The sequence below is a fragment of the Exiguobacterium sp. s133 genome (genome assembly GCF_018618595.1).
Classification (GTDB): domain Bacteria; phylum Bacillota; class Bacilli; order Exiguobacteriales; family Exiguobacteriaceae; genus Exiguobacterium_A; species Exiguobacterium_A oxidotolerans.
On record NZ_JACSMK010000002.1, the window covers coordinates 166,049 to 179,703 of the forward strand.

The 13,655-nt window shown below is 49.0% G+C and carries 13 protein-coding genes; 1 reads left to right on the forward strand and 12 read right to left on the reverse strand.

The window, feature by feature from the left end; genetic code table 11:
- Window positions 1–59: 59 nt before the first annotated feature.
- The 10 genes from whiA to hprK form a co-directional block, all read right to left on the reverse strand.
- Entirely contained in the window at window positions 60–1,016 is a 957-nt protein-coding gene (gene whiA, locus KNP96_RS03440; RefSeq protein WP_088837747.1) for a DNA-binding protein WhiA, read from the reverse strand.
- On the reverse strand, window positions 1,013–2,011 hold the full coding sequence (locus tag KNP96_RS03445) for a gluconeogenesis factor YvcK family protein (RefSeq protein ID WP_029331362.1): 999 nt from the start codon (window positions 2,009–2,011) through the stop codon (window positions 1,013–1,015). The genes whiA and KNP96_RS03445 overlap by 4 nt, the downstream gene beginning before the upstream one ends.
- Window positions 2,011–2,880 (reverse strand): RNase adapter RapZ, encoded by an 870-nt coding sequence (rapZ, locus tag KNP96_RS03450; protein ID WP_029331363.1) that lies wholly within the window; start codon window positions 2,878–2,880, stop codon window positions 2,011–2,013. Before rapZ ends, KNP96_RS03445 begins: the two co-directional genes overlap by 1 nt.
- Before the next feature lie 112 nt (window positions 2,881–2,992).
- The gene (gene trxB / locus KNP96_RS03455) at window positions 2,993–3,955 is read right to left on the reverse strand and encodes a thioredoxin-disulfide reductase (RefSeq protein ID WP_029331364.1); all 963 of its coding nucleotides are present in this window, start codon (window positions 3,953–3,955) and stop codon (window positions 2,993–2,995) included.
- 60 nt (window positions 3,956–4,015) lie between these two features.
- Complete coding sequence (locus KNP96_RS03460) at window positions 4,016–5,497, reverse strand: tetratricopeptide repeat protein (protein ID WP_214768843.1); 1,482 nt, start codon at window positions 5,495–5,497, stop codon at window positions 4,016–4,018.
- 98 nt (window positions 5,498–5,595) lie between these two features.
- Complete coding sequence (gene kapB / locus KNP96_RS03465; RefSeq protein ID WP_088837750.1) at window positions 5,596–5,976, reverse strand: sporulation phosphorelay system protein KapB; 381 nt, start codon at window positions 5,974–5,976, stop codon at window positions 5,596–5,598.
- Window positions 5,977–6,005: 29 nt separating this feature from the next.
- Window positions 6,006–6,488, reverse strand: coding sequence for an acyltransferase (locus KNP96_RS03470; RefSeq protein WP_214766843.1), 483 nt, complete (start codon window positions 6,486–6,488; stop codon window positions 6,006–6,008).
- Window positions 6,472–7,128 (reverse strand): pyrophosphatase PpaX, encoded by a 657-nt coding sequence (gene ppaX, locus KNP96_RS03475; RefSeq protein ID WP_214766841.1) that lies wholly within the window; start codon window positions 7,126–7,128, stop codon window positions 6,472–6,474. Before ppaX ends, KNP96_RS03470 begins: the two co-directional genes overlap by 17 nt.
- 4 nt (window positions 7,129–7,132) lie before the next feature.
- Window positions 7,133–7,966: a prolipoprotein diacylglyceryl transferase gene (gene lgt, locus KNP96_RS03480; protein WP_088837753.1), complete on the reverse strand. Its 834-nt coding sequence runs from the start codon at window positions 7,964–7,966 to the stop codon at window positions 7,133–7,135.
- Window positions 7,966–8,901 (reverse strand): HPr(Ser) kinase/phosphatase, encoded by a 936-nt coding sequence (gene hprK / locus KNP96_RS03485; RefSeq protein WP_029331373.1) that lies wholly within the window; start codon window positions 8,899–8,901, stop codon window positions 7,966–7,968. The genes lgt and hprK overlap by 1 nt, the downstream gene beginning before the upstream one ends.
- Window positions 8,902–9,027: 126 nt before the next feature.
- Between hprK and KNP96_RS03490 the strand changes: the two genes are divergently transcribed.
- On the forward strand, window positions 9,028–9,420 hold the full coding sequence (locus KNP96_RS03490; protein WP_214768844.1) for an Asp23/Gls24 family envelope stress response protein: 393 nt from the start codon (window positions 9,028–9,030) through the stop codon (window positions 9,418–9,420).
- Window positions 9,421–9,584: 164 nt separating this feature from the next.
- Here the strand turns inward: KNP96_RS03490 and KNP96_RS03495 are convergent, their stop codons facing one another.
- Window positions 9,585–10,691, reverse strand: a complete 1,107-nt coding sequence (locus tag KNP96_RS03495; RefSeq protein WP_029331375.1) for a DUF4097 family beta strand repeat-containing protein — start codon at window positions 10,689–10,691, stop codon at window positions 9,585–9,587.
- A gap of 108 nt (window positions 10,692–10,799) precedes the next feature.
- Entirely contained in the window at window positions 10,800–13,655 is a 2,856-nt protein-coding gene (gene uvrA, locus KNP96_RS03500) for an excinuclease ABC subunit UvrA (protein WP_214766837.1), read from the reverse strand.

Below are 13,655 nucleotides of genomic sequence, written 5' to 3' on the forward strand. Positions count from 1 at the left end.
ATTTAGTTGCATCGACTATATATTATAGTAGACTATGGTTCATCTCGCAAGTTTCCCTTTTAGAGCGCACCTGTCAACGACTCACCATTCCGGAGTTTATCCGCGATTTGATCAATTTTCCGCAATCGATGATTGATCCCTGATTTTGAGATGGAGCCGCTCTCGACCATCTCGCCGAGCTCTTGCAGCGTCACGTCTTGATGCGTCACGCGTAAAATCGCGATTTCCCGTAACTTGTCCGGTAAGACATCGAGTCCGACCGTCCGTTCGAGAAATTTGATGTTCTCCACTTGGCGGAGCGCTGCCCCGACCGTTTTGTTGAGGTTCGCTGTCTCACAGTTGACGAGACGATTGACCGAATTCCGCATATCTTTTAAAATCCGGACATCTTCAAAACGAAGCATCGAATGGGTCGCCCCGACTACCTTGAGGAAATCAGAGATTTTTTCACTCTCCTTGATGTAGAGGATGTGCCCTTTCTTACGCTCGATTGCTTTTGCATTCAAATCGAATTGGTTCGTCAAACTCCGAAGCGCCGCATTGTGATCCTCATAGAGACTGAAGATTTCTAAATGGTACGACGACGTCGCCGGATTGTTCAGTGACCCTCCGGCTAAGAACGCCCCCCGTAAATAGGCACGTGCCCGCCGTTCATCTTTTAAAATCGTATCGCTGATTGAACGAATCATCGTGAATCCTTCGCCGAGGATGCCTAAATCCTGCAGAATCTTATCGGCTTGTTGCTTCACGCGAACGATGTAGACGTTATTTTTTTTGAGGCGCATTTTCTTTCGGACGAGTAGATCCAGATGGACCCCGTATGCCCGTTTTAATAATGAATAAATCCGTCGCGCGATCGACGCATTTTCAGTCGAAATATCAAGTGTCAATCCGCGGCCGAGTCCGAACGAAATCGCACCGTTCATCCGTGCGAGCGCCGCTAATTCCGCCTTCATCTCGTGATCCGTGATGGCAATCTGTGTTAATTCTTTTTTAACTTCTGAAGCAAAACTCACGTCAATTCCTCCTTCCCTTCGAGTTGACGCACCCGTCGAATCGATAATACTTTCCGCATGACGAGGCTCGCGACCGCGTCCGCGTCATGACGGATGAAATGATGGTTATAGTCGACGATATCGTCCGCGAGCACTTCAATTCCCGCCTCGACGAACCGTTCATCATCGTAAGTGACGATATCGGCATGATCTTTTTGGTATTTTCGCAAATAGCTTGCATCGATTGATTCGTTATTGACGATGATTGTATCGACGACACCTTGACCAAGAAAACGTTCGAGCGCAGTCAAGTGATCATTTGCCGTGAAGGCCGTCGTCTCACCCGGTTGCGTCATGACGTTACAAATATAGACGACAGGTGCAAGCGATTGTTTAATCGCTTCCCGGATTTCATCGATCAAGACGTTCGGGATGATACTCGTATAGAGACTCCCTGGTCCGAGGACGATGACATCGGCCTCAAGGATTGCTTGAATCGCTTCCGGTACCGGACGGACATCTTCTTCTTCCAAATAAATCCGCTCGATGACCTTTCCGACTTTCGGAATCAACGACTCGCCTTTGACAATCGTCCCGTCTTCGAACTCGGCACATAACGTAATCGTCCGCTCCGTCGCCGGATAGACTTTCCCTTCCGCATTCAACAGTTGTCCCATGACGCCAATCGCCTCGACGAACGAGCCGTTACAGAGCTGCGTCGCAGCCGTCAGCATCAAGTTTCCGAGCGAGTGACCGTGAAGTCCTTCTCCCGTTTCAAAACGGTACTGCATGATCCGGTCCATCAATGTCTCGGACTTCGATAGCGAGACGATGACGTTTCGAATGTCACCCGGCGGCAACATGTTGAACTCTGTCCGTAAGCGCCCCGAGCTCCCCCCGTCATCCGCGACCGTGACGATGGCCGTGATGTCGAGCGGATAATGCTTCAGTCCACGCAAAAGAGTCGACAAGCCCGTTCCACCGCCAATCGCGACGACTTTCCGTTCCCATTTCATTACTTTTCCTCCTTCGCGTGAACATAATCCCGGTGATTCGTGACGACGTGATACTGGTTTTCAAATTCTTTACTGATTGCTTCCGCAAACGTAATCGAGCGGTGTTTACCACCTGTACAGCCGAGGGCGACGACGAGTTGTGATTTTCCTTCCCGTTCGTACTGGGGAATCAGGAACTCGAGCAAGTCGACAAGCTTTTTATAGAACAATTTTGCTTCCGGCCACTTCATGACGTATGACGATACTTCGAGATCGAGTCCCGTTTTCGGACGTAACTCCGGGATGTAAAACGGATTCGGCAGAAAACGAAGGTCAAAGACGAGATCGGCATCGAGCGGCAGTCCGTGCTTGAAACCAAATGACATCACATTGACGGTAAAGGGAATCCGTTCCCCTTCCGTAAATTCTTTGAGCAAGCGTTCTTTCAGTGCAAGCGGTTTGATGTCACTCGTATCGATCAGCATCTGTGCTTTGTCACGGAATCCTTCGAGCAGCGTCCGCTCTCGCTCGATACCGATCAGTGGTGACGCAGTCGGCGCCAGTGGATGCGAACGCCGCGACTCTTTATAGCGGCGCACGAGGACGTCATTGCGTGCGTCTAAGTACAACATACGAATCTGCAGGTTCGTTTTTTTCAAATCTTCGTAAACGACAAAGAAACTATCAATAAAATCACGAGCACGTGTATCGATGGCGACGGCAATTTTCGGACGGACTTGCCCAATCACTTCAATCAATTGCGGCAGTAACGTCGGTGGGAGATTGTCGACACAGAAATAGCCTAAGTCCTCAAAGCTATTCATGGCGACACTCTTTCCAGCCCCACTCATTCCCGTGATGATGACCAATTGCGGTTGATTCTCTTCCATCTTTTCGCCCTCCAGACAACAGTTCCGCGTGTATTTTTTATTCCAAATTCAGTATAGCATAAAAAAAGAGCCAGCCTCATTGAAGTCCCCTCCAACAAAGCTGGTTCCTGTCTTACACCTGTGATGATTCCTGTAATTCCTCGAGTAACGCTTCGATATAATGCTGTGCATTTTGAGCAGCAATCGAACCATCATTCGTTGCCGTAACGACTTGACGGAGCGTTTTCTCACGGACGTCTCCAGCTGCGAAGATTCCTTTGATGTTTGACTCCATGCCTTCGTTCGTCACAACATATCCTTGATCGTTCAAGATACCAAGATCTTGGACGTAACCTGTGATCGGGTTCATTCCGATGTAGATGAAGACACCATCGATCGGATGTGTCGTCACATCTGCCGTTTTCGTATTGATTAAATCAATCGAACCGACTTTACCGTCTTGTTCGTTGATTTGTTTGACGGTATGATTCCAGATGAAATCGATTTTCGGGTTATCGAACGCACGTTTTTGAAGAATTTTTTGTGCACGTAATTCTTCACGACGGTGGACGATTGTGACTTTTTTCGCGAAACGTGTCAAGTAGACACCTTCCTCGACCGCTGAATCCCCACCACCGATGACGAACAATTCTTTTTCTTTAAAGAAAGCTCCGTCACAAACGGCACAATACGAGACACCACGGCCGCCGAGCTCTTCTTCGCCCGGTACACCGATTTTCTTATATTGTGCGCCCGATGCGATGATGATCGCCCGCGCATGATAATCCTTGTTGTGTGCATGGACCGTTTTAAAAGCACGTCCATCCTCGATGCTACGGACGTCACCGTACGCATATTCTGCGCCGAATGCTTTCGAGTGATCGAACATTTTTTGTGAAAGGTCCGGTCCAAGGATGCTATCGTATCCCGGATAGTTTTCGATATCTTCCGTGTTGGCCATTTGACCACCTGGAATACCGCGTTCGATCATCAGTGTTGAAAGGTTTGCGCGTGATGCGTAAAGTGCTGCCGTCATTCCGGCAGGACCTGCACCGATGATGATGACATCATAAATTTTTTCAGCAGTTTCTGTCATGTTTCCACCCCATCTTAAGTTTCGTTGTAATTTGAGTATAGGTGAGAATATGGCAAACGTCTAACATTTTGCCCGAGCAGGTGTCAGGTGTTGTTTGTAGGCACGAATCGTCATCGCCACCTCGTCAAAGGAGACATCAACCAGTTCGGCACACTCTTCAATCAACATCCCTTCCCGTAACTCGTGAAACAGATGGATTAATGCAGCGGCTGAACCTTCGACCGAGTCGAACGTTTCGCCACTGAGGACGAGTCGGGCAAACCGTTCATAAAAATCGCCTTCGAGACTCATCCGCTCTTCGTCAGACACGTAATGTTCTGCGAGACGAATCGTCTGTAAGGCACGATGAATCCGTTCATCGACGATATCGCCCCGTCCATTCATCTCATGCAAAATTTGTTCTGTCAGCTGCAGGACATCTTCGTGATCCGTCACTTCTGGCATCATCGAAAGGGCCAACCGTGCTTCCTCGTCATTTAGTTTCCCGAGTAGCAAAGCCGTGAAAATGCGTGAGACATCATCTTCCGTTTTCAACGCTTGAATCAAGGCTGAACGAAACTGAAGGTTATGACGAATGTCGTATGCCTCTTGTTCTTCCCGTAAGCTCGCGGCCTCTTTTGATTGTAAGAAGGCTGCAGCTTCTTCGACATGTCCTGTTTTGAATGCAGAAATCGATAACCAGTGACCGAATAATGGATCGCCTCGGTAGCCACGGCGTTCGAGCAATTTCAATTCTTCGTACGCTAAGTCATGACGACCGATAATCGCAAGAGTCGATGCGACTTTATAACGTGTTTCAAGATTGACGGAACGAACGTGTTCGAGCTTCCGTGACAGACGGTGCGCTTCTTCATCCTGCCCCATCTCATGTAAGAGAACGAGCGTATTACAAAGCGCGTGGAGATTTCCCGGATTTCCTTCTAAGACGCGTTCAAGCGAATGGAAAGCCCGGTCGTTTTCACCGAGATAAAATTCGACGATTGCCAAGTTATTGTAGGCTGGCCAAAATGTCGGGTACGTCGCGATCAAGGACTCGAGTGTGTCCTGTGCTGCAAACAACATCCCTTTATCGATTTGGCGCTGGGCTTGTGCATGGAGACGAATCAACTCATCTTCATCGTCATCCTCAAGCTCTTGCTCAAGATCAATCAATTCCACGAGTGCGGCCGATGCCTCTGCGTGTTTGCCTGCCGGCGCATGTTTTAAATATTCGAGCGCATATTCTTTTGCTTCTTCATATAAAGAAACGTGCGCATAGTTGTTCGCTAAATAAAAGAGTGATTCGGTATTTGACTCATCGAGTGCACGGACACGTTTCAATACATCGTTCGCATGATTGATTTCTCCCGTTTCGAACAGGACACGTGCGTAACGTAGTAGGTAACGGACATCTTCTGGTTGAAGCGTCGTTGCTTCGTCAAGATGATAGACCGCCTCTTCGAGTCTCCCTTCCCGATGCGCCTTCCGTCCGCGAAAATAAAAAAGTTCCGCTTGGCGCGTTGTAATCGCAAAGGGGTCTGCTTTGTATTCCGTTAATTCCATAGTGATTCAAGCCCCCATAATATAAATCTAGTTTCGTAGTTGCAGAGACAAGAATAACCTATCTCGGATAGCGTTGCAACAGAAAAAAACGCCGGGGTTTACGCCCAGCGTTTCGCATAAATGGTTTCGAGTTCCTTGTAGTTCTCTAAGCATTTTCGTACAAAAGCATCTTCTTGCGGATTCTTGTTTTGCAGACGCTCAACATCTTTTTCGAATGCTTGGCGTAAGCTGTCGGAATACGCTGGAATCTCTCCGTCATATGCATAGACGACGCTTGGAGAAACCGTGATTTTTTCGTGTTGATGTAAGGCGGTACGGATATGGAAGAGCGGTACGTCAACTTGGTTCGGTTGATGCAGATCACCTTGCGTCGGATGTTTCTCGACCGCGAGGACTTCAACGACGAGACCTTGTGGACGTTCTGCGAATAATCTTCCGAAATACTTTCCTGTCTTATAGGTGAAGCGAATATAATTCATTGCGAATCGACCTCCTTCTCACAGTTTCGTCACATTTCATGCCGGCGAAGCGGCTGACTCGAGACACGTTCGTTCGGTAAGATGTCCCGGTGAACGACGGAACCGGCACCGATGACAGCACCGTCCCCGATCGTCACCCCTGGTAAAATCGTCACGTTCGCGCCGATTAAGACGTCACTACCGATCGTCACGTTGCCGATCCGGTACTCGGTCGTCAAATACTCATGACAGAGAATCGTCGTGTTGAAGCCGATGATCGTATTCGAGCCGATCGAGATCCGTTCCGGGAACATCGTGTCCGGCATCACCATCAAGGCAAGCGCCGTCCGATCGCCGATCTTCATCCGGAGACACGTCCGGTACAAGCCATTCTTAAAGCGGAGCGACGGCGAAAAGCGTCCGATTGTAATGATGAGGAAACACCACATGACCTTGAAGAACGAAACCGTCCGGTACATGTGCCATAACGGATTCGTCGCCCCGACGTGATAGCGATCAGTCCGCCGTGCCATTTTGCGCCTCGATCCAGTCACTCAGGTGTTCCATCGAGTCGATGATGACGCTTGGCTCTAATGCTTCGAGATACGGACGTCCTTTAATCGCCCAGCCGACAGCAACGGTTTTCAACCCGGCATTTTTCCCGCCGTTGATATCCGTGTCGTTATCCCCGACCATGATTGTCTCGTCTGTTGTCGAACCGAGAAGTGCCATCGCTTTTTCAAATGGTTCGACGGCTGGTTTTTCTTCCGTCACGTCGTCTGCTGCGATGATCGTCTCAAACAGTGACGTCAGTCCGAACAGCTCAATCCCTTTTAAGGCGACGCGACGACTTTTTGACGTCACGACCGCCATCTTGTAGCCCTGTTCCTTCAAGCGGCGTAAACCGTCGAGGACACCCGGATATTCAAGGACGAGTGCGTCATGCATCGCGATGTTATAGCTGCGGTAAAAGGCGACCATTTCTTTCCACTGCTTGGCGTTGAGCTCTGAAAATGATTTTTCCAGTGTCGGACCGATGAACGGAAGCAATTCTGCCTCCGTAAACGTCCGTTCCGGATAGTAGTAACTGAGCGTATGTTCAAAACTTTTTAGAATCAACGGGTTCGTATCAATCAACGTACCGTCTAAATCAAATAGAATCGTATTAATCATGGTTTCACTTCGCCTCCCGTGTCGTTCCATCCAAGTAGCGGACAGCATTTTTCCGGATGACCATCATGACGAGTCCGAAGACGATTAAACAAATCGAGACGATTTGTGCCGTCCGCAGTCCGTCCCCCATCAACAGACTATCCGTCCGGAGTCCTTCAATATAGTAACGTCCAATCGAGTACCAGACGAGATAACCGAGGAAGACGTAGCCGCGACGCGGATTGAACTTCATCCGCCAGACGATCAACAAGATGACGCCGATGATGTTCCAAATGCTCTCATAGAGGAACGTCGGCACGTAATAGACGCCGTCGATATACATCTGATTGACGATCCAGTTCGGCAAGTGCAACGTATCTTGCAGGAACGACCATGTCGTCTCTCCCCCGTGCGCTTCTTGGTTGAAAAAGTTACCCCAACGTCCGACCGCTTGACCAAACAGGAGTGACGGCGCCAGGATATCGGCGATTTGCCAAAACGAAATGTTTTTCTTTCGCGTATACAGGATGACTGTCAAAATCGCCCCGATGATGGCACCGTGAATCGCGATTCCGCCTTGGCGGATGTTGATGATTTGATCGAGATGTTGACCGTAATACTGCCACTCGAAAGCCACATAGTAAATCCGGGCACAGATGATGCTGATCGGAATCGACCAGATGACGACATCGACCGCGTATTCTTCGTTGAAACCGATCCGCTTCGATTCGAAGATGGCGATCATCAAGCCGACGATTGCGCCCAAGGCGATGACGACACCATACCAATAGATTGGAATCGGACCGAGCTCAATCGCGACGCGGTCGAATGTCGGTTGTACCGTTGCGAGTGTCCCCATCATAGACCACCATTCCCGTCTTCGATCGCTTGCGCGAGACGTCCGGCGAATTCTTCTGCTGTGTTGATGCCCATATTTTTCAGACGATAGTTCATCGCCGCGACTTCGATGATGACGGCAAGGTTACGCCCGGGACGAACCGGAATCGTCAAAAACGGAATTTCCGTATCGATGATTTGTAACGTCTCTTGATCAAGACCGACGCGGTCATAGACTTTCGTTTGATCCCAAATTTCCAGATTACAGACGAGGCTGATTTTTTTATGCGACCGTACAGCACCTGCACCGAACAACGTCATGACGTCGATGATGCCGATTCCGCGAATCTCAAGGAGGTGCTGAATCAATTTCGGCGCTGTGCCGACTAAGATGCCGTCACCCGTCTGACGAATTTCAACGGAGTCGTCCGCGACAAGGCGGTGTCCCCGTTTGACGAGTTCGAGTGCCGTTTCGGATTTACCGACACCACTTGCCCCTTTGATGAAGACGCCGACTCCGTAAATATCGACGAGGACGCCGTGCATCGCTGTCGTCGGGGCGAGTTCCGCTTCGAGGAAGTTCGTGATTTGAGATTCGACCGATGTCGTATGTCCCTTCGTCGTCAAGAGCGGTACGTTCGTTTCGTCAGCTGCTTTGATGATCGCTTCCGGTACCTCAAACCCGCGCGTCACTAAAATCCCTGGTGTTTCATCTGTACAGAGGACGTTTGCTCGTTCGAGCTGTTCCTCATACGTCAGGTTGTTGAAAAACGTCAATTCTGTTTTCCCGAGGACTTGCAGACGTTCTGCCGGATAATACGCATAATAACCAGCGAGGACAAGACCGGGTCGACAGAGATCAGCCGTTAAAATCGGACGATGTAGTCCTTCTTCTCCGGTGACAATTTTTAAATTGAATTGCTTTACGATTTCAGCTGTTCGCACTTTTGCTTGCACGCTCAATCAGCCCCTTTCACTTGAAGTATTGTACCATATTTTTGCTAAAATCAATGAATTCGATTAGAAGCTGATAATCTTGGGAAAGGAATAACGTTAGAGAAAACAAGAAAGGAGGTTTTGATAATGATGAATATGTCAGGTAGTGGTATCGGAATGATTATCATTATGATTTTATGCGGGATTCTTGCGATCCTCGGACTCGTCTACATCATCATCTCGTTAATCGATATGTGGAAGTCCTATTCGCGTGATCAAAATCAAACGGCACTTTTATTCTTCATCATTTCGTTGATTGGAATTGTTTTGAGTGGTCCTTTTATTTCGCTCATCCTCGCAATTATCTTTTATTGGAATCGTGTCCGTCGTAAAAGCTGGATGGGAATCGGCTTAATTATTGCCGCAATCGTCCTCGCTATCGTCGGTGTCATCACGTTCATTTCATTCGGGTATGACATGAACAACTTCGACAATATGAACTGGGACGAACCCATGATGGATGAAGACTATAACTACTAATCCAAAAAAAGGGGATGCGCATCATTTAGATGGCATCCCCTTCTTTTTGACTGTAGACAAACGCACATCATTTTTTGATTGCGATGCTTAATCATACATTTTCATCAAGAAGCGATAAAAAAATCCCGCCGGCTCCGGTTTCAGGAAGCAGGCGGGATTTTTGATTAGAACGCTTGCGGACTTAAGTGAACACCGTGCGTCACGGAAATCGTTCCCGTTTTCGTATCGGCTTCGACTTCAATCTTCGGCGTCCGATCACGACCGGAGACGAAATGAAGTTTACGGTTCACGACATCTTTTTGGTCGCGAATCACTTCCATCTCATCGAGGTTACAATTCAACCCACCAAAGTTTGTTTCCAGCTCACCATATACTTCAGCACCATGCGGCAACATCAAAGCAATGCTTCCCGCGAGTGACGACGCTTGAATCTTCGCGTCATGGGCTGTTTTGAGTTCACAACGGACATTGCCGTTCGCGGTTTTCAGCTCAGAACGTTCAAAAACCCCGTTCGCGATGATTTGACCATTCGCCGTCTTCGCTTTTAACATTTTGACTTCTGACTCTTCGACTTCAATCGAACCGTTCGCCGTCGAAGCTTTCAAATCCTCACTATAAAGATCGCGGACATGGATCCGTCCGTTCGCTGTCATCAGTTGAACGCTCGTCGCGTCAAGCGACGACAACGTAATCTCGCCATTCAACGTCTGTAACACGAACGCCTCGTAGTGACGACGCGGAACTTTTAAGTGGATCGTCGCCCGGACGCGTTTATCTTTCAAGCGAATCGATAGCGTGTTAGCGGAGACGGAATGTTGAAGCGACGCTTGAAGTTGTTCGAGCGCTTGCTCCTCATTGACTTGGCGAAGCGGACGCCCCGTCACCGTCAACTCACACTCCTCTAAATCACTTGGTTCGACGACGGCATTGGCATTAAATAAATCCAAATGAATCGTCTCTCCACTGAATGGGAATTGTTTGACGTAGGTGACGTTCGGACCGGACGTCTGATTTAATGAGAGATCACTCTCTTTAATCCGGTTGACGAGACCATCAAAAGCAGACATCACTTTCGACGTCAGTGAATCAACCGTGTAATGATCGACGCGGTCGTACTGTTCCGGTTCATCGACATACTTATGATTACTTGCTGTCGTCGATTGTTGCTGATCGAGTGCTTCAAGGCGTTCGAGCTTATCGAGTGCCTCATCGATCGTCAACTTTCCTTCTTTTACCTGTTCAAGTATCAACTGACGCATATCTTGTTTCATGAACATTCCCCTCCTATTTTCTGAACACGCTATGACGCAGGAAAACTTATTCACTCTTTCGTTCTACTTCCCTTACTTCCCTTTTACGAATCCTCCGTCAAAAAAGTTTCATGATTCGATTCGGGCTGCGTCCCGTTCCAAAACAGGTGCCAAGTAATGTCCTGTATACGATTCCTTGACTTGCACGATGTCTTCCGGTGTTCCTGTTGCAACAATCATACCTCCACCATCGCCACCTTCCGGACCAAGATCAATCAAGTAATCCGCCGTCTTAATGACGTCGAGGTTATGCTCGATGACGAGGACCGTATCGCCGTTGTCGACGAGGCGTTGCAAGACTTTCAACAGGCGGGCGATATCATGGACATGCAGTCCCGTCGTCGGTTCATCGAGAATGTAAATCGTTTTCCCAGTCGACCGCTTATGCAGTTCCGAAGCAAGCTTCACGCGTTGTGCTTCACCGCCCGACAGTTCCGTCGCCGGCTGTCCGAGACGCATGTACGTCAATCCGACGTCAGCAATCGTTTGCAGCTTCCGGCTGATTTTCGGAATTTTTTCGAAGAACTCGAGTCCCTCTTCGACTGTCATCGCAAGAACGTCCGAAATCGTTTTACCTTTATATTTTACTTCGAGCGTCTCGCGGTTATACCGTTTCCCGTGACAGACTTCACACGGAACGTAAACGTCCGGCAAGAAATGCATCTCGATTTTAATGATCCCGTCTCCGCGACACGCTTCACACCGGCCACCTTTGATGTTGAAACTGAAGCGTCCTTTTTTATAGCCGCGTAACTTCGCTTCGTTCGTCGAAGCGAAAACATCACGAATGTCGTCAAAGACACCGGTATACGTCGCCGGGTTCGAACGTGGCGTCCGACCGATCGGGGATTGGTCGATGTCGATGACTTTATCGATTTGGTCGAGTCCTGTGATGCCTTTATGCGCTCCCGGCTTTTCTTTTGCCCGGTTCATCTCATGTGCAATCGTCTTATAGAGAATTTCATTAATCAATGTCGACTTCCCGGAACCTGATACTCCGGTCACGGCAACAAACAAGCCGAGCGGGATATCGACGTCGACATTTTTTAAGTTATTTTCTGACGCTTTTTTAATTCGTAACGCCCGTCCGTCCGGTTGTTTCCGTTCAGTCGGCACAGGAATGAACTTCTTCCCCGACAAATATTGTCCGGTCAGTGAATTCGCGTCGTTCATTAATTCTTCCGGTCGACCGGCCGCTGTGACGAAGCCGCCGTGATCACCGGCACCGGGTCCGATATCAATCAGATAATCCGCTGCCATCATCGTGTCTTCATCATGTTCGACGACGATCAACGTATTTCCGAGATCGCGCATCGTTTTCAGCGTACTGATCAATCGGTCGTTATCACGTTGGTGTAAGCCGATTGACGGTTCGTCAAGGACATAGAGGACACCTGTCAGACGGGAGCCGATTTGTGTCGCGAGACGAATCCGTTGCGCTTCCCCACCGGACAATGTGCCGGCAGCACGGGAAATCGTCAAATAATCGAGACCGACGTTTTCTAAGAACGACGACCGTTCATGAATCTCGCGGACGATCATCCGCGAAATCGTTTGATCTTTTTCCGATAGTTTCGCCGGTAACTCTTCGAACCAGATGACGGCTTGCTTGACTGACATCTTCGTCACTTCTCCGATGTGGATACCGGATACTTTGACAGCAAGCGATTCGCGTTTCAGACGATGCCCTTTACAAGTCGGACATGCTTTTTTCGCCATATATCCTTCCATCTGTTCGCGGATGTAATCCGACGACGTCTCCTTGTAGCGACGTTGCAAGTTATTCAAGACACCTTCAAAGAACAGATCCGTGTTGCGGACCATGCCAAAGTCATTTTCATAACGGAAGTGAATTTCTTCTTTCGAGCTGCCGTTTAAGATGATGTCGCGTTGTTCGTCTGACAACTGTTCGAACGGCGTATCCATGTCGATTTTAAAGTGCTCACAGACTGCTTTGAGCAATTGCGGATAATATTGTGAGCTCGTTGGTTCCCACGCGACGATTGCCCCTTCGTTGAGTGACTTGTCTGCATGCGGTACGACAAGATCGACATCGACTTCAAGTTTCGTCCCGAGTCCGTCACATGAGGCACAGGCCCCGAATGGCGAATTGAACGAGAACATCCGCGGTTCGAGTTCTCCGATTGAGAAACCACAAATGGGACACGCATGATGCTCACTGAAAAGGAGCTCATTGCCATCCATCGTATCGACGATGACACGTCCCTCCGCGAGGCGAAGTGCTGTTTCGAGTGAGTCGGCGAGCCGTGATTCGACGTCCGGTCGGACGACGACACGGTCGACGACGACTTCAATCGAGTGTTTCTTGTTTTTTTCGAGTGCGATGTCATCCGTTAAATCAATCGTATCGCCATTGACACGGACACGAACGAAGCCCTCTTTTTTCAAATCTTCAAAGACTTTGACATGCGCCCCTTTTCGTCCGGAAACAATCGGTGCCAAAATCTGCAACCGCGACCGCTCAGGTAACTCCATCACTTGGTCGACCATCTGACTGATCGTTTGACTCGAGATCTCAATCCCGTGGTTCGGACAGATCGGTTTGCCGATTCGCGCATACAGCAGACGGAGGTAATCATAAATCTCCGTCACCGTCCCGACAGTCGAGCGGGGGTTTTTACTCGTCGTTTTTTGATCGATCGAAATTGCCGGACTAAGTCCCTCAATCGCATCGACGTCCGGTTTATCCATCTGCCCTAAAAACTGGCGTGCATAAGCGGAGAGGCTTTCGACATAACGTCGTTGCCCTTCCGCATAAATCGTATCGAACGCGAGTGATGACTTACCGGATCCCGATAAGCCCGTCAAGACGACGAGCTGATCGCGCGGGATTTCGACATCGATGTTTTGGAGGTTATTGACGCGAGCGCCTTTGATGATAATCTTGTTTTTCTTGTCTCCCAA